Raw genomic sequence first — 25790 nt, 5'->3', positions numbered from 1 at the left:
GTCCCTTATGTCGGGGGACGAGCTCTGGGACGTGCTGGTCGACGAGCACATGGACAGCATCTGGGGCATCGCGACCACCGCCGGCCTGGAGCGGACCGAAGCGGCGGTCGTCTCGCAGCTGACCTGGCTCCGGATGGCCGAGCGCTGGCCCACCGTCCGCGCGCTGGCCAACGCGAAGGACCCGGCCCGCCACCCGGTCGAGCAGCCGACCACCCAGGTCGACGAGTGGATCCTGCACACCGCCCGCTCCGAGGTCGACGCCTGGGTCCGCGACGAGCAGCGCCGCGGCCGCGAGTCCCTGTTCGCCGACGGAGGCGTCGTCCGACTCGCCCCGGGCTTCGCTCCGGCCGACTCGGCCGGCCCCACCCGATGACCCGGCCGGTCTCCCGGATCGGCCCGGCGACGCTGCCGGACGACGACCCCGCTGAGCTCCCGCCGATCCTCGAGCCGGACGAGGTCGCCGGCCTGACCGACCTGATGGACGAACCCGCCGCCGACGAGGACGCACCCCCGGTCCGCATCCCCGGCCGACGCATCACGCTGACGCCCGACGAGGCCGCGATGCTGGTCGGCGCGGCGGCCGGGGGCGACCACGCGGCCTGGGACGCGCTGGTCGACGCCTACGGTGGCCTGATCTGGACCGTGGCCCGCAACCACCGCCTGAGCCCCGGCGACGCCGGTGACGTCAGCCAGACGACCTGGCTCCGGCTGGTGGAGAACATCGACCGGCTCAGCGAGCCCAGCCGGGTCGGCGCCTGGCTCGCGACCACCGCCCGCCGCGAGTGCCTGCGGCTGCTCGGCCGGTCCAAGCGCACGGTGCTCTCCGGCGAGGAGCTCGACCCCGGCTCCGACCGGCTCCGGCTCGCCACCCCCGAGGCCGACGCCGCGCTGCTGGCCGCCGAGCGCGACGCCGAGATGCGGACCGCGTTCGGCCGGCTGACCCCGCGCTGCCGCGAACTGCTGCAGCTGCTGCTGCTCGACCCGGCCCCGAGCTACGACGAGATCTCGGCCGCACTCGACATCCCGATCGGCAGCATCGGCCCCACTCGAGGCCGCTGCCTGGAGAAACTCCGGGCGATCGTCGAGGACGCAGGTATCAATCCGGCTGCTGCCGGCTCTTCCTAGGAGGTAGCAGTGTCACCGGAACCGTTGCGCAGGGCCCACTCCGCCGAGGAGCACGCCCGCCCGTGGGACGTCCGGGTGGACGAGGGAGGGCCCGTGAACGTCGTGCCGGATTCGGTGCGCGCGGCAGCGCGTCGTGCATTCGAGGCCCGTCCGGTCGACACGCTCGTCGCGGACCTGATGTTCGACTCGGTGCTCGACCACGACCGGCGGGCCGCCGCCGACCCGACCGTCCGCACGATGCGGTTCGGCCACCGGAACGGCGGGGCCGACCTCCGGGTCACCGACTCCGGCGACGGGCGCCGGGTCAGCCTCGAGGTGCTCCCGGCCCAGCGGGCCTCGGCCGAGGTGCGCTGTACCGGCTCGACGTTCACGGTCACCACCGACGACGACGGTCACGCCGAGTTCGACGTCCCGATCGGGCTGTTCAGCCTGGTGCTCCGGCCCCTGCGCTCGCCGCAGGCCAAGCCGCTGCAGACGTCGTGGGTCCGGTTGTGATCTCAACCGTCCGGTGGAGAACCACCCGGTGTTCACGGGCTGATCCAGCCGCTAGCCTCGGGGTGGTCGAGCCAACGGCGCCGGTCAGGGGGTTTCGCAGGTGAGCACTGACGCGGATACGGTCGCGGAGCGAATGACGTGCGACTCCGACGTCGAGTTAGCGCGGCTCCTGGCGACGCACGCGGGCGTGATCCTGCTCCGTCTGCGTACCCGGCGGCCGGTTCCGGCCAGCCGGCTGAAGGCCGAGGGTGACCGTCGCTCGCACGACTTCCTGGCCGCCGCACTGGCCAAGCTCCGCCCCGGCGACGCGGTGCTCTCCGAAGAAGGCACGGACGACGAGGCCCGGCTGACGGCCCGGCGGGTCTGGATCGTCGATCCGCTCGACGGCACCCGCGAGTACTCCGAGATCGACCGCGACGACTGGGCCATCCACGTCGCGCTCTGGGAAGACGGCGAGCTGGCCGCCGGCGCGGTCGCGCTGCCCGGTCTGGGGCCGACGCTGAGCAGCGAGAACCCGCCCGCGTTGCGTCCGGCGCCGGCCCGGCCGCGGATCCTGGTCAGCCGCAGCCGCCCGCCGGCCTACGCCGAGGCGGTGGCCGAGAAGCTCGACGCCGAGCTGGTGCCGATGGGCTCGGCCGGCGCGAAGGCGATGGCGGTGCTCCGCGGCCAGGCCGAGGCCTACCTGCACGACGGCGGCCAGTACGAGTGGGACTCGGCTGCCCCGGTGGTGGTGGCCCGGGCGGCCGGCCTGCACACGTCCCGGGTCGACGGCTCGCCGCTGTCCTACAACCGCCCGAACCCGTACCAGCCCGACCTGCTGATCTGTCGCCCCGAGCTGTCCGAACCCCTGCTAGCAGCAATCGCTGCCAGCAGGGGCTAGGGCTTCTACCAGCCGCCCCAGTCGAACCACGAATCGCGCTGGCGGGGCTGCCAGCCGGTGTTGGTCCAGGGGTCGTTCGGCCAGGTCTCGGCCGGCTCGGCGCTCTGGCCGACGGTGGCGGTGGCGATCGGCGAGAACGCCCCGGCGGTGTTCCGTCCGTCGACGGCCCGCACCCGGTACTGCACGCTCGTCCCGGCGGTCAGGCCCCGGTCGGTGAACTGGTAGCTCTTCGACGTCTCCCACGGCTTGGCCGACGCCCGCCCGCGGTACACCATCGACGAGCCGCGGTAGATCTCGTACGTCACGACCGGGTCGTCCAGGTCCTCGACTCCGCGCCAGGTCACGGTCACCGCGTTGGCGCCGCTGTTGGCGATCGTCGGCGCGAGCGGCGTCGAGGGGGCCTTGGACGTCGCGGTCGTCGTGAAGCGGGTCAGGCCCTGCTGCGGCACGTTGTTGACGGTCGTGAACTGACCACCGACCCACAGCGACCGCCCGTCGCTGGCCATCGCCCGCGGGCCGAGCTTCGACGGAGACCGGGTCGCCGGAACGTTCGGGTCACCTCCGTTGGTCGACGGGAACCAGTACTGGATCGTCGTGCGGCTCCCGCGGGTGGTCTGCGCCATCAGCCGGTAGTAGCGCGGCTCGGGCAGGTCGGTCGCCTGCTCGGGGAAGCCCCCGGCGGTGTCGTTGCAGTTGTGCGCGTGCGACCCGCTGTAGAGCAGGTCCCCGTGCAGCGCCAGCGCCCAGGTCGCCCCCAGGCAGCTGTCGAACCACTTGAGGACCCCGGTCAGCGGATCCACCGCGGCCCGGCCGTCCCAGGTGCCCTCGCCGTTGGACGAGACGTAGACCGCGTTGCGGTCCACCGCCATGTCGGTGATGTACGACGTCCGGGGGACGCCCCGCCAGGCCCAGGCCGTGCTCGCCCCGGTGGCCGGGTCGACCGCCCCCAGCGCGTGCTGGGCGACGCCGTTGAGCGTGTCGTAGTTACCGCCGACGACCAGCCGGTGACCGTTCGCGGCCAGCGACAGCGCGAGCACCTCGCCGTCCGCGCGGGCGGCGAACGGCAGGACGACGCCGGTGCGCGCGCTCAGCGCCGCGAGCCGCTCCCGGGACTGACCGCCCACCTGGGTGAAGATCCCGCCGACGTAGACCGAGTTCGCCCCGACCGCCAACGCCCGCACCCGGGAGTTGATGCCACTCGGGGCGAACGTGCGGTCGAGCGGCAGGTTGGCGCTGGCCGCGCCCGCGGTCGGGAAGGCCGCGACCTTGCTCCTGGCCTGCCCGTCGACGCTGCTGAAGTCGCCCGAGACGTAGATCTTCGACCCGTCCGGCGAGGCCTTGATCCGGTAGATCGTGTCGCAGCTGTAGTACTCGGAATCCCAGTCGACGTCGCAGGACACGTCCGGCTTCGAGACGCTGAACGCGTAGCGCGGCGACGCGAACGTGTGCGAGAGCGGCAGCAGGTTGCCGGTGCGGGCGTCGAAGGCGGCCAGGTTGTCCCGGGCCACCTCGCGGGTGCCCGCGGGCGCGCCGGGCGGACGCACGGCCGAGAAGTTGCCGCCGATGTAGACCACCCCGCCGACGATCGTGACCGCCCAGACCGTGCCGTTGGTCTGCCAGGTCGGTTGGGCGTCGGCCGTGAAGACCTTGGTGGCGGCCGTACCGGCGGCCACAGCCGGGTGCGCGGTCGGGAACAGGGCCCCGACGAGCGCGAGCGCGGCGAGCGCGCGGCGGGTTCTGGCAGAGGGAGGACGCACTTTTCTCCTATGGGGGATGGCTCAGCGATCCCAGTCGAAGGGGGTCTCGAGCAATTCGGTCAGACGGGCGTTCCAGGGGCGGAAGTACTCGACGAGCCGCGCCCTGGTCGCCGGGGCCATCGGGGGCACCGGGAGCTTGTTGTGATGCGCCAGCCGCGGTGGCTCCACCACCGGCAGGCTGAGAAACTCCTGGACCACCCGGTAGGCGCCGTTCGCGTCCCGGCGCAGGTCGTCGAACGGCAGCACCAGCACCTGGTCCCGGCCGAACCGGTCGAGCCAGCCGGTGAGCTGCTCGACGTAACGGCCCCGGGCCAGGTAGCTGTGCCAGTCGTGGTGGTACGAGCGGTAGCCGGGTTCGGTGAGGATCCGCTCGGTCTCGCCGGCCAGCCGCTCCTCCTCGGCGTCGATCGCCGCCTCGAACGTCGGGAGGGGCTCGGCGTTCGAGCCGCGCCGTTCCCAGTAGTTCGAGTAGGCCCGGTCGACCGGGTTGCGCAGCAGGACGATCAGCCGCGCCTTCGGCACCGTGTGCTGCACCCGCTCCGGAGCCAGCGGGTGGAACAGGTAGTACGGGCTCGCCTCGCCGGTCAGCGGCCGGATCCCGGTGCGCTGCGCGGCCCGTTCGAGCGCGGCCTCGGTGGGGAAGTGCGACCGGTACCAGCGCTCGCCGCGCTGGTAGTGCACGTCGAAGTAGTGCGGGCTCTTGATCTGCTGGAGGGCCGGGAACATCGGGGCGACGTTCGGGTGCCGCACCAACCAGTTCCAGACCGACGTCGTCCCGCCGCGTTTCGTCCCGATGATCAGGAAGTCCGGCAGCGTCCGGGCGTCCGCGGTGTGCTCGCCGTACCGGCGGACGGCCCGGCGCACGGCCCGCTTCACCGGCCGCGGGATCCGTTTCTTGGCGGCGCGTACCGGATCCGGCACCTCGACGTGGCGCAGGATGCTGTTCACGGGGACTCCTCGGGGGTAGCTGCGGTCCGGCGGAACTTCCGGGGGAGCGCTTCGGCCAGTTCGGCCAGCGCGAGCGTTCGACGCCACCGCCAGAGCAGGCCGAGGTAGGCGACGGTGCCCAGCGGCACCAGGACGGCCGCCGCGCCGAAGTCGGGTGCGGCGTGTCCGTTCACCACGTCGAACAGCACTACGGGGACGACGAAGCAGCCGGCGCCGCCCGCCGCGGCCAGCCACAGCGGACGGGACAGCGTCCGGACGCCGACCGTCCGGCGGACGATGACCGTGACCGCGATGTTCTCGCCGACGACGGCCGCACCCTTGGCGAGCGCGGCCCCGGTGACGCCGAAGTGCGGGATCAGCGCGGCGGCGAGCGCGACGCTGCCGCTCAGCGACGTGAGCGTGACCGCGAGGGTCAGCGTGGAGCGCCCGCTCATCAACAGGAGCGTGGAGACCGGGCCGGTGGCCAGGTTGACCAGCGTCGCGCCGGCCAGGATGGCCAGCGCGACGGCGCCGGCCGAGAAGCCGGGGCCGAACAGGCGCAGGACCTCGCCGGGCCAGGCCACGAACACCAGGTAGAGGGGGAACGAGACGACCGTGATCCAGACCGAGGCGGTCCGGTGCAGATGCTCGACGCCGGCCAGGTCGCCGACCGTGAGGAGGCGCGCCAGCGTGGGGGCGATGGCCAGCCGGAGCGCCTGGAGGGCCAGCGTGCCGGCCAGCGCGAGCCGGAGCGCCGCGTTGTAGACGCCGGCGTCGGCGACCCCGGCGAGTGCGCTGACCAGCACGATCCCGGCGTGCATGCCGGCGATCTCGCAGGCGCTGGCCGCCGCCCGGGGAGTCGCGAACTGCCACAGCTCCCGCCAGGTCGCCGCCACGCCGGCCTCGTCCGACGGGGGCACCGGGGGCTCGGCCCAGACCGGCTTCAGTGCCCGGTACGCGAGCACGGCCGACCAGACGCCGCCGATCAGGGTCGGGACCGCCCAGGCGACCGTCGTCCAGATCACCGGGCCGGCGGTCGCGCCGGGCCACTTCCAGTGCGCGATCGCCAGCGCGGCCGCGACGAACGCGCAGCGCAGCGTCGGCTTGGCGATGCTCTCGACGACGGTCAGCGGGACGACGCTGCCGAGCCCCCGGGTGAGCGAGAGCGCGACGAACCCGGTCGCGCCGAGCGGGACCGTGGCCACCGCGATCCGGATCAGCCAGACCGCGGCCGGCGGCGCCGGGTGCTCGAACACGACGCCGACCAGGTGCGGTGCCGCCCACCAGGCGATCACGGCCAGCAGCGTGGTGCCCGCGAACACCGGCGCGAGCGCGGCCACGGCGGCCGCGCCGATGTCGCGGGTGCGGCCCAGCGCCCGCAGCCGCGGGGCCATCCGGACCAGCGCGGTGTCGGTGCCGAACCGCCCGGCGACCGCCAGCGTCATCGCCACCGCGACGACGACCGAGAACGCCCCGGCCCCGGCCGCCCCGAGCCCCCGGCTGACCTGCACGACGAGCAGGAACCCGAGCACGGCCGAGGCCCCGGACCCGACCAGGCTGATCGACCCGGCCCGCGCGATCCCGCGGAGATCGTCCGTGGGCAGGGTGGCCGTCATGCGTCCGCCGTTTGCCGAGAAGTCAACGTCAAATGGCCGGCTGAAGCGGGCTCTTGGCGGCAAACGCCCGCGTGGGCCGCGAGGAGCAGGGCGGCGACCGACCAGGCGAAGATCATCAGCACCGGGTTCCGGATCGGGTAGTCGACCATCAGGTGCACCGACAGGGCCACCAGGGCGCCGGTGGCGCCGGCCACGAGCCCGAGCGTTCGGCCATCCGCGCGGCGGCGGAGTTCGCGGGCGGCGGCCAGCGCGGCCAGGCCGCAACTACCGGCGAACGAGACCCCGGCCGCCAGCCCGACCACCCCGGTCTCGGCCCCGAGCTGCAGCAACACGTTGTGGGCGTGCAGCCGGGGCGCGAACTGGAGAACCGACGGCGACTCGGCCGCGAGCCGGCTGAACGACCCCGGCCCGTTCCCCAGCACCGGCCGCTCGCGGAACTGACGCACGGCCTCCCGCCAGGTGATCGGCCGGACGTCGTGCGGGTTGGCGGCCCGGTCGTCGATCACCGCGAGCCGATCCACGACCACCTCGACGAGCCCGGCCGCCGGCCCACCCCGCACCTCGGCCGGCGCGGTCAGCGAGACGAGCAGCCCGGCCGCGAGCAGCGTCGCGCTCACCGCCACCGCGGCCACCAGCGCCCGCCGTACCCCCGGGTGCAGCACCGCGACCGTGACCAGCCCGGCCGCGGTACCGAGCCAGGCCCCGCGGCTCAACGAGAGCACCAGCGCGGCCAGCGCCCCGGACCCACCGGCCACCGCGAGCACCCGTTCCCACCGCTGCGACGCGGCCAGGAACCACCCGACCGCGAGCAGCACGATCAGCGCCGCGTAGCACCCGAACTGGTTGGGGTCGGCGAAGATCGACTGGGCGCGATTACGCACGACCGCGCCGCCGTAGACCGGCTTCAACCGCTCGGCCTGGCTCAGAATCGGGAGCGTCACGGCCAGCGACCCCACGACCGCCGCGCCCACGAGCGTCCGCAGACGCCCGAGGGACTTGGCGACGAGCAGGATCGCGAGTAGCACCAGCCACCCGGCGGCATAGGTCGCGGTGACCTTGAGACCGCGGACCGGGTCCGCGGCCATCGACGTGGACGCGGCGGCCGCGGCGACGAGCCCGGCGCCGAACCAGAGCGGGGGCCGGATCTCGGGCCGGCGCAGCGCCGACCGGATCGGCAGCCGGCCGGCCAGCACCCACAGCCCGGTGACCGCGATCGCCGACACGCAGACGACGTGGACGACCTGCAGTTCGCCGCCGCCCCCGGGAATCGGCCGATCGCCGACCGCCGGGGCCGCGAACACCAGCGCGACCGCCGCGATCGGCAGGTGATCGGCCCGGAACTTCGACAGCAGGCTCACGGCTCGGCCTCGATGATCCGCCCGGCCGCGGCGGGAATCCGGCCGTCCGGCCCGGGGCCGTGGGAGATCGGCCCGCCGTGCGAAACGGATCCGTCGGAGGCGATCGGCGCACCGTGCACGATCGGCCCCCCGCTCGAGATCGGCCCCCCGCTCGAGATCGGCCCCACGCTCGAGATCGGCTTGGCCGGAAGCGCGGCCAGCCGCGGCCCGTGCGCCCGGTGGCGGGCGCGGTACCCCGGCGGCGGGGTCTCCCCGCGATCGGACGCGGCCGGCGGGCGCCCCAGCAACCGCGCGGTCACCGGGCTCCCTCCCAACCAGGCGGCCGGCGGGCGTCCCAGCAACCGCGCGATCGGCGGGCGCCGCAGCAACCGGGCGGCCAGCGCCTCGGCCGTGCCGACGAGCTTGGCGCCGTCCTTGACCAGCGCGGCCACCGGCACCAGCGGCACCACCAACAGCGACTGCCGCCGACGAACCACCCGCGCCAGCGGCAGCGAGAAGTACGCGGCCGCCCCCACCGCGGTCAGCACCCGCCCGGGCCGGCCACCCCACGTCACCGCGGCCGCCCCGCCGACGTAGCCGGCCAGCCGGATCGCGTCCCGGCGCAGCAGCCAGCCCGACCCGCCGGTGCCGCCGCCCCGGCCGTAGCCCCGGAACTGCGCGAACGCGGCCGGCAGCGATTGCCGCTGGTACCACGTCACCGCGGCGTCCAGAGTGAGCGCGGTCCGGGCCCCGATCTCCCGCACTGCCCGGCCGAACGCCTCGTCCTCGGCCGTCCGCAGGTGCTCGGGGAAGCCGCCCGCGGCGGCCCAGACGTCCCGGGTGAACCCGACCGACCGGCCGTCGACCCGGGCGGCCGAGAACGCGCGCCCGAACAGCCGTCCGTAGAGCGCGCGCAGCGCGGTCCGGCGACGCAGCTCGACCGGGTCGGGCCAGTTCATCGCGGCCATCGCGGGCTCGAACCAGGACCCCGGCCGGACCGCGGCCGAGTACACCCCGACGTACAGCTCGATCGGCAGCTCGCTCGGGTACGTGGTGCCGTCGGAACGCAGGCGCTGCGCCGAGGCCGCGGTCTCGGCCGCGGCCGCCCGGAACCCGTTCAGCCAGCTCGCCGACGGCGTGCAGCCGGCGTCCGTGCAGGCGATGAACGAGTGGCGGGCGGCGGCGACCCCGACGTTGCGCGAGTGCCCGATGGTCCCGCCGCCGTGCCGGACCAGCCGGATCCGCCGGTCGTCGGCGCCCCAGGCCGCGATCCGCTCCGCGGTGCCGTCCACCGACCCGCCGTCGACCAGCACGTACTCGTCGTCCGGGCCGAGCTGGGCGGCCATCGTCCCGATCAGGCCGTCGATCACCCGGGCCTCGTCGAGCACCGGGCTGACCACGCTGATCGGTGGGGGGCTGCCGAGCCCGGCGCCGGGCCGGTGCGCGACCTGGGCCAGCAGCGCGGCGAACCGGGCCGCCTGGGTGGCGGCGTCGGGGTGGTCGGCCGAGCGCCGGTGACCCTCGGCGCCGAGCGCCTTCCGGATCGCCGGATCGGACAGCGCGGCCAGCGCGCCCGCGACCGCGGTCGGATCGGCCGGCGGCACCAGGAGCCCGGCCGAGGAGCTGACCGCGCTGACCGTGCCGACCGGCTGCGGTCCGATCCGCCGGGCGACCGGCCCCCCGTCGTCCACGGCCACCACGGGGACGCCACTGAGCTGGGCTTCCAGCGCGGTGAGGCCGAATCCCTCGCGCCCGGGGGTCCGCGGACCGTCCGGGCGGGTGAGCACCGCGACCGCGTCCGCGCCGGTGAGGAGCCGGCCGACGGCCGGGATGCTCCGGCGCAGGTGCACCCGGTCGGCGACGCCCCAGTCGGCCGCCAGCGAGGCCAGCCGCTCGCGCTCGTCCGGGCGGGTCGGGTCGTCCGGGCCGACCGCGAGCAGGTCCCAGCCGGCCGCGTTCGGCTGCGCCAGGGCCCGGATCGCGGTGTCGACGCCCTTGTACGGCACCAGCCGCGTCGGCATGGCCAGCAGCAACCGGTCGCCGGCCGGCACGTCGAGCGAGCGCAGGTGGTCGACCGCCTCGGCCCGGGGGACCGGGTCGGCCGGGCGCGGCGGCGTGATCACGACGGTGTCCGGCCGCCCGGCCGCGACCGCGACGTCCTCGGCGGTCGCCACCACCCGGCCGGACGCCTTGGCCAGCCAGCGCGCCAGCCGCCGGTCGTAGCTGTAGTCGTGCTTGACCCACACCGACGGGACGCCGACCGCGTGCGCGGCCGGTGCCACGACGCACTGGGCCTTCACGCCGTTGCCGACCACGACGTCGGGATCGAGCTCGCGCAGCGTGCGGGCCAGCCAGACCGCGCCGGTCGCCAGCGCGCCCGGGGTGCGCCCGGTCGGCCGGACGATCGTCGGGACGCGCCGGTCGAGCAGCTCGGTGCGGAGCGGGCCGTCGGCCAGCATCACCACCCACGGGGCCAGCCGCTCGGTGTGGTCGAGCATCGCCAGCAACCACGACTCCGCTCCACCGAGGACGCCGCTGGGCGTGACGACCAGAGCTCGCAGCGGCGGGGTGATCGCGGAAAGCGCCATCGTGTTGTCCTCCCGGCAGGGTCGCCTGGGTCGTTTTAGTCTCTTTACGCTGATAAAAGCAAGAACGACCTCATTGTGTGCTCTGGAGGGTTATTAGTGTCGTCCGTCCAGGTTCTTCATGTGTCCCATGCGGTGAACACCGGGTTGGCCCACTGCGTGGGGGACTACGTCGACTACCAGGCCAAGCACGGCGTCCACGTGACGGTGGCGTGTCCGGGCGGGCGCCTGGCCGCGCTCGCCGGCGCGCGGGGCGCCGACGTGGTCACCTGGCGGGCGGTCCGCGGCCCGGGCCCGGGGATGCTCGCCGAGGCGCAGCAGTTCCGGCGGATCCTCGAGGACGTCCGCCCCGACGTCGTCCACCTGCACTGCGCGAAGGCCGGGCTGATCGGCCGGATGGTGCTGCGCGGCCGGGTGCCGACCGTGTTCAGCCCGCACGCCTGGTCGTTCCAGGCCGTCGACGGGGCCCTGCGGCGCGCGGTGCTGGCCTGGGAGCGGTACGCGCTGCGCTGGACCGACGTCGTCGTGTGCGTCAGCGCGGCGGAGCGGGACACGGGCATCGCGCACGGCCTGAGCGGCCGGATGGAGGTGCTGCCGAACGCGGTGCTGCCGGGGTCGGTGGAGCCGATCCGGGCCCGGCCGCGTGTTTCCGTGCGCGAAGAACTCGGCCTGGAGAACGGCGTTCCGGTGGCGGTGTGCGCGGCCCGGCTGGCCCGGCAGAAGGGCCAGGACGTGCTGATCGACGCCTGGCCGGCGGTCCGGGCCGCGGTGCCGGGCGCGCGGCTCGTGCTGGTCGGCGACGGGGTGGCCCGCCCGGCCCTGGAGGCGGCGGTCGAGCGGGCCGGTGCCGAGGGCGTCCAGTTCACCGGCCCGGTGGACCGGGAGACGGCGCTGAGCTGGATGTACGCGTCCGACGTGGTCGTCTGCCCGTCGCGCTGGGAGGGCATGTCGCTGGTGCCGCTGGAGGCGATGGCGCTGGGCCGGCCGCTCGTCGTCACGGCCGTGGACGGGATGGCCGAGGCGGTGCCGCCGGGCACCGGCTGGATCGTGCCGCCGGAGGACCCGGCCGCGCTGGCCGGCGCGGTCGTGACCGTGCTCAGCGACACCGAGGCGGCCCGCGCCGCCGCCGACGCCGGCCGCCGCCGGGCGTCGCTGACGATCGGCGACGACTCGGCGTCCCGGCTGCTCGATCTTTACGGCGAGGTGCTGCAGCTCAGCGCGTTGTGAAGGGCCCGGGCCTCGGGCTGGATCGCGCGGGCATGGTCGATGTCCGCGCGGTGCCGGTCCCGGCGCGGCCCCTTGACGTTCTCGCCCAGCAGCCGGAGGGCCAGGTACAGCGCCAGCACGCCGATCTCGCGGTGCTCGGCCTCCGGCGCCAGCGCCAGGATCCGGGTCAGCAGCGCGTCCCGGTCGGACCGGCTGGGCAGCAGCGTCCAGAGCCGTACCAGGTCGCCGTGGCGCGGCCCGGGCCCGAGGTACTCCCAGTCGACGACGTGCAGCCCGCCGCGCTCGGGGCACCAGAGCGCGTTGCGGTGGTAGAAGTCGCCGTGCGCGACCGGCACGGTCGGCAGCGCGGCGGCGGCCCGCCGGGCGGCCAGCCAGGGCCGGGTCGGAACCCCGCCGATCACCCCGCGGGCCAGCCGGATCGGAGCGGCCCGCCGGTCGGAGACCCAGAGCGCCTGCGGCGGACCGGGCTCCGGCGGCGGCGACCCGGCGATCCGGAGCGCGGCCGTCAGCGCCTCGTCGAGGAAGTCCTCGCCGGATGGTGGCGACGGCTTCCACCACTCCGCGATCAGCCAGCTGCCGTCCTCGCCGGCGTCGAGCACCGGAACGGTCGGGACGCCGACCTGGCGGGCCCAGCCGCGGCCCCAGAGCTCCCGGGCCAGGCGGAGCCGCCCGGACTCGCCGGTCGCCACCTCCAGCACGAGCCCGGCGCCGAGGAAGCGCCGGAGCGGGCGCTGCGGCCCGGCGAACGTGCCCGGCGCGAGCGACTCCGGCCGGACGCCCAGGCCGGCCAGCGCATCCAGCGCAGCCACGGGGAGATCCGACGTTGTGACCGATCCAGCGGTCCCGGACGAGAGGAACGGTGCCACGGGTCGGCAGCCTAAATGACAAAGATGAGTCAAACTACTGAAAAGGCGTAAAAGGGACATCGAGTCTCGATTACCGAGAGGACCGCTGACGTGCCCCACCCCCATCCGCCGCTCCTGCTGCGCGGCTGGCTGTTCTTCCTGGTCGCCGCCCTGGCCGTGCTGGCCGGGTCGGCCGCGCACGTGGTGACCAGGCCGGTGGCCTGGTCGGCCCAGGCGGTCATCGCGTTCGTCCCGGTGGGGGAGCGGCCGGTCAGTGCGACGTCGGTGACGCTGATGGTGCCCCGTTACGTCGCGTACGCGGCGTCGCCGTACGTGGTGCGCCAGGCCGCGGCGACGGCCGGGGTGCCCTCCACCGACCTGCAGAACGGCCTGAGCGTGACGATGCCGGCGACGACCGCGAACGTCGCGATCACGGTCTCCTCGACGGCTGCGGCGACCGCGGCGCAGGCCGCCAACCGGATCGCGGCGCTGGTGATCGAGCGGGCGTCGGCCGACCCGGTGCTGGCCGGGCGGATGCTGGCCAGGGCGACGGTGCCGACCAGCCCGGCCGGGCCGAGCCAGGCGACGCTGCTCGGCGGGGCCGCGGTGGCGGCGATCGTGGTCGGGCTGCTGGCCGCGGCCGGGGTGCGCTGGTACGTCCGTCGCCGGTATCCGGCCGCTCCGGCGCCGGTGGCGGGGCCCCGGCCGATGCCCGGCTCGATGCCGGGCACCCTGCTGGCGACGGCCGCACTGCCCCGGCCGATCCCGCCCGAGGACACGGTCGAGATGGCGTCGTTGGACGACCCCTTCGACGACGAGGTGACCGTGCCGTTCGACCCGGCCGCGGTCATCGCCCGGTCGATCTCCCCGAGCAGCCGCTAGTACGCCCCGTCCCGGGACAGCACGGCCGGAAGCGTCCGGCAGGCGATGTCGAAGTCCATCGCCAGCGACCGGTTCTCGACGTAGCGCAGGTCGAGCCGGACGGCTTCCTCCCAAGGCAGGTTCGACCGCCCGCTGACCTGCCACAGCCCGGTCAGCCCGGGCTTCACCAGCATCCGGCGCCGGTAGTCCGACGGCATCTGCTCCGGCGGTGTCGCCGTGGGCCGGGGCCCGACCAGCGCCATCTCGCCCCGGACGACGTTCACCAGCTGCGGGAGTTCGTCCAGGGAGAGCGCCCGCAGCACGGTGCCGATCGGGGTCACCCGGGGGTCGTCGCGCACCTTGAACAGCGTCCCGGCGGTGTACTGGTTGGCGTCCGCCAGCGCGTCCTTGAGCTGCTCGGCCTCCGCGACCATCGTCCGGAACTTGAGCAGCCGGAAGCGGCGGCCGCCCCGGCCGGTGCGCAGCTGGCTGAAGAAGACCGGCCCCGGGCTGGTCAGCTTCACGGTCGCGGCCAGGCCCAGGATCAGCGGCGAGAGCGCGATCAGGGCGGTCGCGGCGATCAGCCGGTCGGCGAGCGAGCGCACGGCCAGCCGGGCTCCGTCGTACCGGGGCGGTGCGACCTCGACCAGCGTGGCGTCCCCGTAGGCCCGGACGGTCACCCGATCGGGGCTGACCGGCCACAGCGGGGTGACGGCGAGGCCGACCGCGTGCTCCTCGAGCCGCCAGGAGAGCCGGCGCAGAGCGTCCGGATCGCAGGCGCCGGCCACCACGACGGTGTCGGCGCCGGTCGACCGGACCGCCTCCACGACGGCGTCGACCGCTCGATCGGGGTCCACGTCGATGGCCGGCAGGCCGGGCGGGAGCGATCCCCACTCCCGGTCGGTCACGCAGGCGGCCGCGACGATCGGTGCCCGCGGGTCGCGGCTGACCGCCGCGCAGTACCGGCCGACCGCCTCCTGCGGGCCGTAGACGACGACCGGCGCGGCCGCGAGAGCGCTCCCGACCGGCGTCAGCCGGGTCAGGGCGGTCCGGCCGACGCCGACCCCGAGCGCGGTCACCGGGACGGCGATCAGCATCAGCGGACGCGTGCCGGTCAGCGGCAGCGCGGCCGAGCAGACGCCGATCAGCGCCCACAGGACCACGGTCGTGAGCAGCAGCGCCCGCACGTCGGACAGCCGGATCTTCAGTCGACGGCGGTGGTACGCGCCGATCGACCAGGCCGTGAGCGTCCACGCGGCCGGCACGGCCAGCGCCTCGCGCAGCGGCAGCGAGTCGACGAGCCAACCCAGCACCAGCGCGGTGGCCACGGCGGCGGCGGCGTCGCAGGCCGCGACCGCGGCCCGCCGCAGAGCGTCTTGGCGGTCGGCGGCGATGGCGACCGATGGAGCATCGAGCGATTCCGCGATTCTGGAGAGTACGAGGGTGTCGGTGACCTGCTCAGCGGTCATCTGCCGACTCCCGGCTTCACCTCGGCACAGCTGGACCTGCGGACGCCCCGGTCGATCATCCGTCCCCCCGCCGCAAAACGTGACGAACTGGTACTACTCGGACAGTCAAACGCATAAATACGTTTTTAGGTACGGGGCAACACTAAACGGCTGAAGACGGTAGCCTGGCGGCGCACCAGGGGTAGCCGGGCGTGCCCGGCGCGGGCACGTGGAGGCAACGCGCGGATGGTCGTTCCGGGAAGGCGCCTGACGTCGCTCGTCGCCGCCTCGCTGATGGCCCTGCCGGCTCTGCTGCCGGCCCCGGCCCACGCCGACGACACGCACACGACGTACGGCCGGCCCGCGACGCGCTGCACGGTCACCGATCCCCGGCTCGACCAGATCAGCGGGATGGCGGCCAGCCGCGGCGCGCTGTTCGTCGTCAACGACACCGCGCCGGTCACGGTCTGGCAGCTCGACGCGCAGTGCCGGGCGATCCGGCAGACGATCCTCACGCTGCCCGCCGCGCACGATCCCGCCGCCACCCTGCGCGGGTACGGCGAGAAGGCCGTCGACCTCGAGGACGTCGGAGTGGCCGCCGACGGCGCGCTCTGGCTCGGCGACATCGGCGGCAACACCAGCCCGCGCCTGGCCGTCTCGCTCTACCGCTGGGTACCGGGGCGGACGCTCGACTCGGCCCGGGCCGGCATCCCGGTGACCCGCCAGAACCCGATCCCGACCGTCAACGCGGTCAGCCGGTACGACCTGCGCTACCCGGACGGCACCCACGACGTCGAGGCGATGCTGGTGACGCTGACCGGGCAGATCGTCCTGATCGGCAAGACGACCTCCGGGGTCGCGCCGGTCTACGAGGCCGACGCCCCGCTGCAGCCGGTCACGACGCTGCGCCGGGCCGGCTCGCTCGACCTCCGCCCGTGGCTGCCCGGCCGCACCGGCGCCGCGCTCGCGATCACCGGCGGCGCGGTCTCGCCGGACGGCGTCCGGTTCGTCGTGCGGACCCACGGCGCGGCGCTGGAGTGGGACGCGCCCGACGGGGACGTGGTCCAGGCCCTGCGTAACGGCGTTCCGCGGCGGCTCGCGCTCGGCCGCGCCCCGCAGGGCGAGGCGATCACCTACTCCGACGACGGGTCGGCGCTGCTCACGGCCGGTGAACAGGTGCCGACGCCGCTCGGGTCGGTGGCGGTGACCCGGCGGCCGGGCGCGGCCCCGGTGTTCGGGCCGGTGTTCCCGCCCCTGGTGCTGGCCGGGGCCGGCGTGAGTGCGCTGCTGGTGGCGGCCATCGGGCTGGTGGCGGCCCGCCGTCGGCGCCCGGCCTCCCCACCGGAGGCGCCACCGGCCGACGCCGTGGAGCGGCCTCTGGAGGGGGCGGTCGCGCGATGAACCGGGGGTCACCGTTCGCGCTGGTCGTCGCGCTGATCCTGTGCCTGGCCGCGACGACCGTCGGCTACGTGCGCGCGCAGCCCGACATGTACACGAGCACGGCCGTGCTCAGCCTCTCGCCGCGCGACCCCGGCGAGGTCGGCTCCGACGACCTGACGCTTGCGACCAGCCGGTACGTGGCGTACCTGTCCGCCCCGGCGACGCTCGACGACGTCGCCACGGTGCTGGGCGAGCGTCCGTCCGCGGTCGCCAAGAGCACCACGGTGGCCCAGCAGCCGGCCACCGTGAACATCCGGGTCGTGGTGAGCGGTCCGGACGCCGAGGCCGGCGCCGACGTCGCCAACGCGCTGGCCCGGGCCGGGGTGCGCCAGAGCGTCGACGATCCCCAGGTCGTCGCCGAGCTGATCGTGCCCGCGATGGTGCCGGTGGCGCCGAGCGGACCGCCGCGGACGCTGCTGTACCTGGTCGGCGGAGTCGGCGCGCTCTGCCTGGGGATCCTCGCGGTGCTGGCCCTGGGGTACTTCCGCCGGTCAGCGGTGGAGCAGGGGTTCCAGCGCGTGTAGGTCGTCGGGCTCGAGCGCGAGCCGGGCCGCCCCGACGTTCTCCTGCAGGTAGCGGCGGTGCTTGGTGCCCGGGATCGGGATCACGTGCTCGCCCTGGGCCAGCGCCCAGGCGATCGCGACCTGGGCCGGGGTGGCGCGGTGCCGCGCGGCCACCAGCCGGATCGCGCTCAGCGCGCCGTCGTCGGTGTCGGCCGCGGTGACCGCGCCGGTCAGCGGCCCGCGGCCGAGCGGCGCGTACGGCACGAAGGCGGCGCCGTGGCGGGCGCACCAGTCGATCACGCCGCTGTCGAGCGGATCGCGCATCCACAGCGAGAACTCGGACTGGACCGCGGAGACCGGGTGGATCGCGTGCGCCTCGGCCGCCTGCTCGGGCGTGACCTCGCACAGGCCGAGGTGCCGGACCTTGCCCTTCTCGACCAGGTCGGCCAGCGCGCCCCAGGTCTCCGCCAGCGGGACCAGCGGGTCGACCCGGTGCAGGTAGTAGAGGTCGATGACGTCGTCGCCGAGCCGGTAGAGGCTGGCGTCGATCGCGGTCTCGATGTGCTGCGGGGAGCCCTCGGTGCGCATCGGGTCGGGCAGCAACCCGACCTTGCTGGCCAGCGTCACCTCGGAGCGGTGCCGCCGTAACGCCCGCCCGACGATCTCCTCGTTGTGCCCTGAGCCGTACACGTCGGCCGTGTCGAAGAACGTGACGCCGTGGTCGAGTGCCGAGCGGATCACGGCGATCGACACGTCGTCGTCCTGGGTCCAGCTCAGGGCCAGGCAGCCGAGCCCGACCGCGCTGACGTTCGGGCCGTCGGCACCGAGTTGTCTCGATCTCATGAGCTGTCCTCCGTCGGGCCGGACGGGGACCGCACGATCGCCACTGACCGAACGGGGGTTATTCGACCCTACGCAGGCGATCGGCGAACCGATCGCCTGCGGAGGCCTGTTAACACAGAGTTTTCAGCCGGTGTTGCGCATGCCGGCGGCTACGCCGTTGATCGTGAGCAGGAGGGCCCGCTGGAGCTGCGGGTCCTCCTCGTTGGCCCGGTACCGGGCCAGCAGCTCGATCTGCAGGTGGTGCAACGGCTGCAGGTACGTGTCGCGCACGGCCAGCGTCCGCTGCAGCACCGGCTGCGCGTCGAGCAGCGCGGTTTCCCCGGTGACCTGCAGGATCTGCGCGACCGTGCGCTCGTGCTCGGCGACGATCAGGTCGAAGATGTGCCGCAGCCCCGGGTCGACCAGCCGCTCCACGTACCGGCGGGCGATCGACAGGTCGGTCTTGACCAGCGTCATCTCGACGTTCGATACGAACGCCCGGAAGAAGTGCCAGCGCTCGTAGGCGTCGGCCAGCAGGTCGTCGAACCCGGCCTCGCGGGCCGCGGCCAGCCCGGTGCCCACCCCGTACCAGCCCGGCACGATCTGCCGGGACTGCGTCCAGCCGAACACCCACGGGATCGCCCGCAGCCCGGCCAGCCCCGACCCGGTGTCGGGCCGCTTCGACGGCCGCGACCCGATGTTCAGCGCGCCGAGCAGCTCGGCCGGCGTCGAGGCCCAGAAGTAGCGGGGCAGGTCGGGGTCGTGGATCAGGTCGCGGTAGGCCTGCTGCGCCGGTGCGGCGACCCGGTCCATCAGGTCCGACCAGCGATCGAGGTCTTCCTGTGGCTGCCGGGGCGTCGTGTGCAGCAGCGTCGCCTGCAGCACGGCGGCCACCGTGAGCTCGAGGTTCTCCCGGGCCAGCGACGGCACCGCGTACTTGTCGGAGATGACCTCGCCCTGCTCGGTCACCTTGATCGCGCCGTCGAGCGTGCCGTACGGCTGGGCCAGGATGGCCTCGTGCGTCGGGCCGCCGCCGCGGCCGACGGTCCCTCCGCGGCCGTGGAACAGCCGCAGGCGGACGCCGTGGCGCTGGGCGACGTCACGCAGCGCCCGCTGGGCCCGGTGGATCTGCCACTGGCTGGACGTGATGCCGGCGTCCTTGTTCGAGTCGGAGTACCCGAGCATGACCTCCTGAACGTCGCCACGCGAGGTGACGATCGCCCGGTAGGCCGGGATCGAGAGCAGCCGGTCGAGGATCTCGCCCGCGACGTTGAGCTCAGCGACCTGCTCGAGCAGCGGCACGAACCCGATGCGGGCGGTGCCGCCGGGGACGTCGACCAGCCCGGCCTCGCGGGCCAGCACGGCCGCGGCCAGCACGTCGTCGACGCCCTCGGTCATCGAGATGATGTAGGACTCGATCACCTCGGGGCCGAACTGGTCGAGGATGTCGCGGATCGCCCCGAACACGCCGAACGTCTTAGCGCCGGCCGCGTCGAGCTGCGCATCCGGACCGCCCAGCGGACGGCGCCCGGCCAGCTCGCGGGCCAGGTACTCGGTGCGGGCCTCGCGGCTCAGGTTGGCGTACGGCTCGTACAGCTCGCCCACCCGGTCGACGAACTGCGCCAGCGCCTGGTGGTGCGCTTCGGCGTGCTCGCGGACGTCGAGCGTGGCCAGGTGCAGGCCGAACGCGGCCACCGTGCGGATCAGCTGGGTGAGCCGGCCGTTCGCGATCAGCTCGCCCCGGTGCTCGAGCAGCGAGCGGCGCATCAGCTCGAGATCGGCCAGCAGGTCGGTGGTGCCCAGGTAGTCGCGCCCGGGCTGGTGCGGGGTGTTCCGGGCCAGCCGGGTGCGGGTGTTGGCCAGCTTGGCCCGCATGAGCCGGATCTTCAGCCGGTAGGGCTCGGCGCCGTTGACCCGCCGGTACCGCCCCTCCAGCTCGGGGAGGTTCGCGAGGTCTTGATCGACGCTCTCGAGCAGGGCGGGGGAGACGTCGACCACGTGGTCGGAGATCGACAGCTCCTCGACCAGCGCGGCCAGATCGGCGTCGGTGTCGCGGATGCCGTACTCGTACTGGAGCTTCAGTACGTCCCGGGTGACCTGCGGCGTCACGAACGGGTTGCCGTCGCGGTCGCCGCCGATCCAGCTGCCGAACGTCAGCGGGGTGGCGGTGGGGGGCACCTCGGCGCCGAGGTCGCCCAGGATGTCGGCGAGCTTGGTGAGCACCGCGGGCGCCGCGTCGGCGTGCAGGTCGTTCAGGTAGTAGATCGCGTTGCGGGCCTCGTCGGTGGGCTCGGGCTTCTCCAGCCGCAGCTCGTCGGTCTGCCAGAGCAGGTCGACGACCTCGGCGAGCTCGCGGTTGGTCTGGGCGCTGACCGTGCCCTCGGGCAGGCCGGACACCGCGGCCTCGGTGGCCTCGGCGTCGAGCAGGTCGGCGACGCGGCGAAGCTTGGCCAGCGTCGACCGGCGGGCCGCCTCGGTGGGGTGCGCGGTGAAGACCGGCCGGATCGCCAGCTGCTCGGCGCCGTTCGCGATCTCGTCGGCGGTGAGCCCGCGGTCCTTGATGCGGCGGGCCGCGCCGTCGAGCCAGCCGCCCTGCGTCACCCGGCGGCGGCGCAGATCACGGCCGCGGTGCGCCTGCTCGGTGATGTTGGCCAGGTGGAAGTAGGTCGCGAACGCACGGACCAGCCGGATCGCGGTCGGGATGTCGGTGCCCGACAGCGCGTCGGCGGCGGCCGCCGCGTCGGTGCGGGCCGCGGCCCGGACCTTCTCGACCAGCTCCAGCAGGTCGGGCCCCTCCTGGCGGACGAGCGTCTCGCCGAGCAGGTTGCCGATGCGCCGGATGTCGGCCCGCAGCACCCGATCGGCCTCGTTCGCCGCGTCGGGCGTCACGCTGCCCAGACCCCACAGGTCGGACGGCACGGCCTCGGCTTCGGACATGACGGCTCCCCGGCTCTCTGGAGGGATTGGCGCAGGACGGCGGTGTCCTGTGTTCACCCAGCCTAGAGGCTGGATCCGACGATTTGAGGGGTCGACCCCGCATCGATCAAGTAGTGGGACGCCGACGACCGCGGACGGTGATCGCGAGCAGGTACAGCAGCGTCCCGATCCCGCACCAGAGCAACAGCACGAGGTAGTCGGCGGCCAGACCGCGGCCGGAGAAGTAGACGACGGCCCTGGTCGCCTGGGTGGCCGCGCCGGTGAGCAGCCAGGTGTGCAGCTCGCGGAACGGCCCGGGCAGCATCTCCGGCGCGAACGGGCCGCCCGACCCCGGGTTGCCCAGCACGACCAGCAGAAGGATCGTCAGCCCGGTCCCGACCGCGCCGAGCAGCGCCGACAGCGCGGCCGAGGTGATCGAGGCGCCGAACACCACGACGATCCCGAGCGTGGCCAGCGGCACCAGGTTGGAGTGCCAGATCCCGAGCACCGGCCCGACGACCACCGCGCCGCCGACGCCCGACGCCACCGCGTAGAGCAGCAGCGCCAGCACCCGGATCCGGCCCCGCTGCGCGGCCGGATGCGCGCCGGCGATGAACGAGAGCAGCGTCGACACCAGGTACCCGCCGACGACCCAGCCGACGACCAGGTAGAACGGCGAGATCCCGCGGTTGTCGGTGGCCGGCAGCGGGCGGTCGTCGTACACGCTGACCGCGGTGCCGGTTACGGTCGAGACCCGGCCGTAGACCTGGGTGAGCGCCTCCGCGGCCGCGCCGTTGCTCGCCGAGGCGAGGTGCAGTTCGAGCCCGTCCCGGCCGGAGAGCAGCACCGCGTAGACGTCCTGGTCGTTCAGTGCGGCGATCGCGTCGGCGCGGCGGGAGTACGCGTGGGCGGCGACCGCGTCGCTCTTCGCGTCGACCTGGGCCTGGAAGTCCTCGACGGCGGCCGACGACACGGTCGCGACCGGTAACCCGTCGGCCTCCGGGGCGTGCCAGGCGCCGACGTACGACAGGATGAACGCCAGCTGGATGCCCAACGCGCCCACCATGAGCAGGCCCGGACGCACGTACGACCGCCATTCCGTCACGCTTACGCAGGTGCCCGGCTACCCCGGGTGGAAACGATGGTCGTGGTCACAGCGACCGACCCGTGGCCATCCGTTTTGTCGGACGCTCGGCGTAGGCTTGTAGACGCACGGCACGCCTCCCGATTCTCCTGATCGGGGGCTTCGTGCTGTCCATTAGCAATTGGAAGGCATCTGCATGAGCCTCAGTGGTCTGCTCACCGCTGCCCGCTCCGATCCCGCTCTTTCCCAGGCCGCCGCCCGCGCCGCCGGGCCCGACGCCGGGGAGCTCGACCTCACCGCTCCCGAGTCGCTGCGCCCGTTCGTCGTCGCCGCGCTGGCCGAGGCCCGGGCCGCGGCCGGCGCGCCGGTGCTGGCCGTCACCGCGACCGGCCGCGAAGCCGACGACCTGGCCGCGGCCCTCACCTGCCTGCTGCCGCCCGACCGGATCGCGGTGTACCCGGCCTGGGAGACGCTGCCGCACGAGAAGCTCTCGCCGCGCGCCGACACGATCGGCCGTCGGCTCGCCGTGCTGCGCCGGCTCGCGCACCCGTCGAAGGACGACCCGACCACCGGCCCGCTCGACGTCGTGATCGCCCCGGTCCGCAGCGTCCTGCAGCCGCAGCTCTCCGGCCTGGGCGACCTCGAACCGGTCGGCCTGCAGGCCGGTGACACCGCTCCGCTCGACGAGGTCGTCGAGCGGCTGGTCGCCATCGCCTACGCCCGGGTCGACCTGGTCGAGAAGCGGGGCGAGTTCGCGGTCCGCGGCGGCATCCTCGACGTGTTCCCGCCGACCGAGGAGCACCCGGTCCGGGTCGAGTTCTGGGGCGACGAGGTCGAGGAGGTGCGGTACTTCGCGGTGGCCGACCAGCGCTCGCTGGAGATCGCCACCCACGGCCTCTGGGCGCCGCCCTGCCGCGAGCTGCTGCTCACCCCGGAGGTCCGGGAGCGGGCGGTCCAGCTGGCCAAGGACCACCCGGCGCTGGCCGAGATGCTCGACAAGGTGGCCGACGGCATTCCGGTCGAGGGCATGGAGTCGCTGACCCCGGCGCTGCTCGAAGGCTCGGGCCAGCTCCAGCTGCTGGTCGAGGCGATGCCGGGCGGCACCCACGTGCTGCTCTGCGACCCCGAGCGCATCCGCGCTCGGGCCCGCGACCTGGTCGCGACCAGCGCCGAGTTCCTGGCCGCCTCGTGGGCCGCCGCGGCCGGTGGTGGCGAGGCTCCGATCGATCTCGGCGCGGCCGCGTTCCGCAGCCTCGCCGACGTGCGCTCGGCCGCCGTCGGTCGTGGGTTGCCCTGGTGGACCGTGGCGCCGTTCGGCACGGCCGCGGCTCCCGTCGCGTCCGAATCGTTCGACGCGGACGACGCGACCGACGTGCAGATCCCCACGGTGGACGATCCGGGCGCAGCCCGGGAGTCGCTGGCCATCGACGCGAAGCCGGTCGACGCGTTCCGCGGAGACACGGCGCGGGCCATCGAAGAGGTGCGCAGGCGCAGCTCCGAAGGCTGGCGGGTCGCGCTGGTCTTCGAGGGGCCGGGGTCCGCGCAGCGGGCCGCCGAGACGCTGCGCGAGGCCGAGATCGGCGCGCAACTGGTCTCCGACGTCGACGCCGAGCCGTCGGCGCAGTCGGTACTGGTGACCACCGGGCAGTTGGCCGGCGGGTTCGTGCTGGAGAGCGCCCGGCTGCTGCTCTTCACCGAGTCCGACCTCACCGGCGCCCGGGCCGGCTCCGGGCGCGAGCGGGGCCGCATGCCCTCGCGCCGGCGCAACGCGGTCGACCCGCTGCAGCTCCAGCCGGGCGATTACGTCGTGCACGAGCAGCACGGCGTCGGGCGCTACGTCGAAATGATCAAACGGACGATCAACGGCGGCGAGCGTGAGTACCTGGTCCTGGAGTACGCGCCGAGCAAGCGGGGGCAGCCGGGCGACCGGCTGTTCGTGCCCACCGACGCGCTGGAGCAGCTGACCCGCTACGTCGGCGGCGAGCAGCCCGCGCTGCACAAGATGGGCGGGGCCGACTGGCAGAAGGCCAAGGGCCGGGCCCGCAAGGCGGTCAAGGAGATCGCCGGTGAGCTGATCCGTCTCTACGCGGCCCGCACCAGCACGAAGGGCTTCGCGTTCAACGCCGACACGCCCTGGCAGCGCGAGCTGGAAGACGCGTTCCCGTACGTGGAGACGCCCGACCAGCTGGAGGCGATCAACGAGGTCAAGGGCGACATGGAGAAGCCCTACCCGATGGACCGCGTGATCTGTGGCGACGTCGGCTACGGCAAGACCGAGATCGCGGTCCGGGCGGCCTTCAAGGCCGTGCAGGACGGCAAGCAGGTCGCGGTGCTGGTCCCGACCACGATCCTGGCCAAGCAGCACTTCACGACGTTCTCCGAGCGGATGGCGCAGTTCCCTGTTTCCATTGCGCAGCTCTCCCGTTTCCAGACCGACGCCGAGGCCTCCGAAACGGTGGCGAAGCTGGCGTCGGGCGAAGTCGACATCGTGGTCGGCACCCACCGGCTGCTGCAGCCCTCGACCCGGTTCAAGGACCTCGGGCTGGTCATCGTCGACGAGGAACAGCGGTTCGGCGTCGAGCACAAGGAACAGCTCAAGCAGATGCGGACGGCCGTCGACGTGCTGACGATGTCGGCGACGCCGATCCCGCGGACGCTGGAGATGTCGCTGACCGGCATCCGCGAGATGTCGACGATCCTCACGCCGCCGGAGGAGCGGCACCCGGTGCTGACGTTCGTCGGCCCGTACGAGGAGAAGCAGATCGGTGCGGCCGTGCGCCGCGAGCTGCTCCGCGACGGTCAGGTGTTCTACCTGCACAACCGGGTGGAGTCGATCGAGCGGGCGGCGGCCCGGCTGCGGTCGCTGGTGCCCGAGGCCCGGGTGGCGGTGGCCCACGGGCAGATGAACGAGGACGCGCTCGAACGCGTGATGCTCGGTTTCGACGAGAAGGAGTACGACGTCCTGGTTTCGACCACGATCGTCGAGTCCGGTCTGGACATCCCGAACGCGAACACGCTGATCGTCGAGCGGGCCGACGTGCTGGGCCTCTCCCAGCTGCACCAGATCCGGGGCCGGGTCGGGCGTGGGCGCGAGCGGGCCTACGCGTACTTCCTGTACCCGCCGGAGCGGCCGCTCACCGAGACCGCGCACGACCGGCTGGCCACGATCGCGCAGAACTCCGACCTCGGCGCCGGCATGGCCGTCGCGATGAAAGACCTGGAGATCCGCGGGTCGGGCAACCTGCTCGGCGGCGAGCAGTCCGGGCACATCGCGAACGTCGGTTTCGACCTCTACGTCCGGCTGGTCGGCGAGGCGGTCGCCGAGTACAAGGGCGAGAAGCCGGAGATCGAGTCCGAGGTGAAGGTCGACCTGCCGGTCGACGCCCACCTGCCGCACGACTACATCCCGGGGGAGCGGCTGCGGCTCGAGGCCTACCGGAAGCTGGCCGGCGTGACGACGGCGTCGGAGCTGGAAGCCGTGCGTGACGAGATCCGCGACCGGTACGGCAACCCGCCGGAGGCGGTGGAGAACCTGTTCGCGGTGGCCGCATTCCGGGTGCGCGCCCGGCTGGCCTCGGTGACCGAGGTGTCGCTGCAGGGGCGGCAGGTGCGGTTCGCGCCGCTCCGGCTGCCGGAGTCGAAGGTCATGCGGCTGCAGCGGCTCTACCCCGGCGCGATGTACAAGCAGGCGGTGGACGCGGTGCTGGTGCCCCGGCCGGCGACCGCCCGGGTGGGGGGCCAGCCGCTGCGTGACACGGCTCTGCTTGACTGGGCGTCCGATTTTCTCGATGCGATGACGCCGGAGCCGGCCAAGGTCTAGCAAAGGTCCAGTCGCATAGGCGTCACAGCAGGCGGGGAGCGACTTCCGTCCCCTAGCGTTCCGACCGCAGCGGGCTCCTGCCCGCTGCGGTTCTTGTTGCTG

The 25790-nt window shown here is 74.0% G+C and carries 19 protein-coding genes; 9 read left to right on the top strand and 10 right to left on the bottom strand.

Going from position 1 to position 25790, the window contains the following annotated elements; genetic code table 11:
• Positions 1 to 7 precede the first annotated feature (7 nt).
• From FL583_RS07150 to FL583_RS07135, 4 genes are all read left to right on the top strand, one after another.
• On the top strand, positions 8 to 373 hold the full coding sequence (locus FL583_RS07150; protein WP_142703683.1) for a glycogen/starch/alpha-glucan phosphorylase: 366 nt from the start codon (positions 8 to 10) through the stop codon (positions 371 to 373).
• Positions 370 to 1125: an RNA polymerase sigma factor gene (locus FL583_RS07145; protein ID WP_205751908.1), complete on the top strand. Its 756-nt coding sequence runs from the start codon at positions 370 to 372 to the stop codon at positions 1123 to 1125. Before FL583_RS07150 ends, FL583_RS07145 begins: the two co-directional genes overlap by 4 nt.
• 93 nt (positions 1126 to 1218) lie before the next feature.
• Positions 1219 to 1620 carry a hypothetical protein gene (locus FL583_RS07140; RefSeq protein ID WP_142703682.1) on the top strand — a complete coding sequence of 134 codons (402 nt, stop codon included), beginning with the start codon at positions 1219 to 1221 and terminating at the stop codon, positions 1618 to 1620.
• Positions 1621 to 1753: 133 nt separating this feature from the next.
• Positions 1754 to 2500 (top strand): 3'(2'),5'-bisphosphate nucleotidase CysQ, encoded by a 747-nt coding sequence (locus FL583_RS07135; RefSeq protein ID WP_142703681.1) that lies wholly within the window; start codon positions 1754 to 1756, stop codon positions 2498 to 2500.
• A 5-nt stretch (positions 2501 to 2505) separates the two neighbouring features.
• Here the strand turns inward: FL583_RS07135 and FL583_RS07130 are convergent, their stop codons facing one another.
• Genes FL583_RS07130 through FL583_RS07110 form a run of 5 tightly spaced genes read right to left on the bottom strand, consistent with a single transcriptional unit; the run spans position 2506 to position 10725 of the window.
• Positions 2506 to 4257, bottom strand: coding sequence for a PQQ-binding-like beta-propeller repeat protein (locus FL583_RS07130; RefSeq protein ID WP_142703680.1), 1752 nt, complete (start codon positions 4255 to 4257; stop codon positions 2506 to 2508).
• A gap of 21 nt (positions 4258 to 4278) precedes the next feature.
• Positions 4279 to 5205 (bottom strand): sulfotransferase domain-containing protein, encoded by a 927-nt coding sequence (locus tag FL583_RS07125; protein WP_205751907.1) that lies wholly within the window; start codon positions 5203 to 5205, stop codon positions 4279 to 4281.
• Positions 5202 to 6800, bottom strand: coding sequence for an oligosaccharide flippase family protein (locus FL583_RS07120; RefSeq protein WP_142703679.1), 1599 nt, complete (start codon positions 6798 to 6800; stop codon positions 5202 to 5204). The genes FL583_RS07125 and FL583_RS07120 overlap by 4 nt, the downstream gene beginning before the upstream one ends.
• Entirely contained in the window at positions 6797 to 8158 is a 1362-nt protein-coding gene (locus FL583_RS07115; protein ID WP_142703678.1) for an O-antigen ligase family protein, read from the bottom strand. The genes FL583_RS07120 and FL583_RS07115 overlap by 4 nt, the downstream gene beginning before the upstream one ends.
• Positions 8155 to 10725 carry a glycosyltransferase gene (locus FL583_RS07110; RefSeq protein WP_142703677.1) on the bottom strand — a complete coding sequence of 857 codons (2571 nt, stop codon included), beginning with the start codon at positions 10723 to 10725 and terminating at the stop codon, positions 8155 to 8157. Before FL583_RS07110 ends, FL583_RS07115 begins: the two co-directional genes overlap by 4 nt.
• A gap of 120 nt (positions 10726 to 10845) precedes the next feature.
• On the opposite strand from FL583_RS07110, the gene FL583_RS07105 reads away from it, so the two are divergent.
• Positions 10846 to 11949, top strand: coding sequence for a glycosyltransferase (locus FL583_RS07105; RefSeq protein ID WP_205751906.1), 1104 nt, complete (start codon positions 10846 to 10848; stop codon positions 11947 to 11949).
• Here the strand turns inward: FL583_RS07105 and FL583_RS07100 are convergent.
• Complete coding sequence (locus FL583_RS07100) at positions 11916 to 12758, bottom strand: phosphotransferase (protein WP_142703675.1); 843 nt, start codon at positions 12756 to 12758, stop codon at positions 11916 to 11918. The two genes, FL583_RS07105 and FL583_RS07100, sit on opposite strands and share 34 nt — an antisense overlap.
• Before the next feature lie 147 nt (positions 12759 to 12905).
• Here FL583_RS07100 and FL583_RS07095 point away from each other — a divergent pair, with 147 nt between their 5' ends.
• Positions 12906 to 13676, top strand: coding sequence for a YveK family protein (locus FL583_RS07095; protein ID WP_142703674.1), 771 nt, complete (start codon positions 12906 to 12908; stop codon positions 13674 to 13676).
• Here the strand turns inward: FL583_RS07095 and FL583_RS07090 are convergent.
• Complete coding sequence (locus tag FL583_RS07090; RefSeq protein ID WP_142703673.1) at positions 13673 to 15124, bottom strand: exopolysaccharide biosynthesis polyprenyl glycosylphosphotransferase; 1452 nt, start codon at positions 15122 to 15124, stop codon at positions 13673 to 13675. The genes FL583_RS07095 and FL583_RS07090 overlap by 4 nt on opposite strands.
• A 225-nt stretch (positions 15125 to 15349) precedes the next feature.
• Between FL583_RS07090 and FL583_RS07085 the strand changes: the two genes are divergently transcribed.
• Entirely contained in the window at positions 15350 to 16504 is a 1155-nt protein-coding gene (locus tag FL583_RS07085; protein WP_142703672.1) for a hypothetical protein, read from the top strand.
• Positions 16501 to 17067 carry a YveK family protein gene (locus FL583_RS07080; RefSeq protein WP_142703671.1) on the top strand — a complete coding sequence of 189 codons (567 nt, stop codon included), beginning with the start codon at positions 16501 to 16503 and terminating at the stop codon, positions 17065 to 17067. Before FL583_RS07085 ends, FL583_RS07080 begins: the two co-directional genes overlap by 4 nt.
• On the opposite strand, the gene FL583_RS07075 is transcribed toward FL583_RS07080, so the two are convergent.
• The 3 genes from FL583_RS07075 to FL583_RS07065 form a co-directional block, all read right to left on the bottom strand.
• Positions 17035 to 17889: an aldo/keto reductase gene (locus FL583_RS07075; protein ID WP_142703670.1), complete on the bottom strand. Its 855-nt coding sequence runs from the start codon at positions 17887 to 17889 to the stop codon at positions 17035 to 17037. The genes FL583_RS07080 and FL583_RS07075 overlap by 33 nt on opposite strands.
• A 123-nt stretch (positions 17890 to 18012) precedes the next feature.
• Positions 18013 to 20805: a phosphoenolpyruvate carboxylase gene (gene ppc, locus FL583_RS07070; RefSeq protein ID WP_142703669.1), complete on the bottom strand. Its 2793-nt coding sequence runs from the start codon at positions 20803 to 20805 to the stop codon at positions 18013 to 18015.
• Positions 20806 to 20911: 106 nt separating this feature from the next.
• Positions 20912 to 21889, bottom strand: a complete 978-nt coding sequence (locus tag FL583_RS07065; protein ID WP_142703668.1) for an ABC-2 transporter permease — start codon at positions 21887 to 21889, stop codon at positions 20912 to 20914.
• Positions 21890 to 22064: 175 nt separating this feature from the next.
• Between FL583_RS07065 and mfd the strand changes: the two genes are divergently transcribed.
• Entirely contained in the window at positions 22065 to 25688 is a 3624-nt protein-coding gene (gene mfd / locus FL583_RS07060; RefSeq protein WP_142703667.1) for a transcription-repair coupling factor, read from the top strand.
• The last annotated feature ends 102 nt before the right edge of the window (positions 25689 to 25790 follow it).

It is taken from the genome of Cryptosporangium phraense (assembly GCF_006912135.1).
GTDB classification, from domain to species: domain Bacteria; phylum Actinomycetota; class Actinomycetes; order Mycobacteriales; family Cryptosporangiaceae; genus Cryptosporangium; species Cryptosporangium phraense.
The sequence above is the reverse complement of the archived record's forward strand: the minus strand, read 5'-3'. Positions and strand labels throughout refer to the sequence as shown.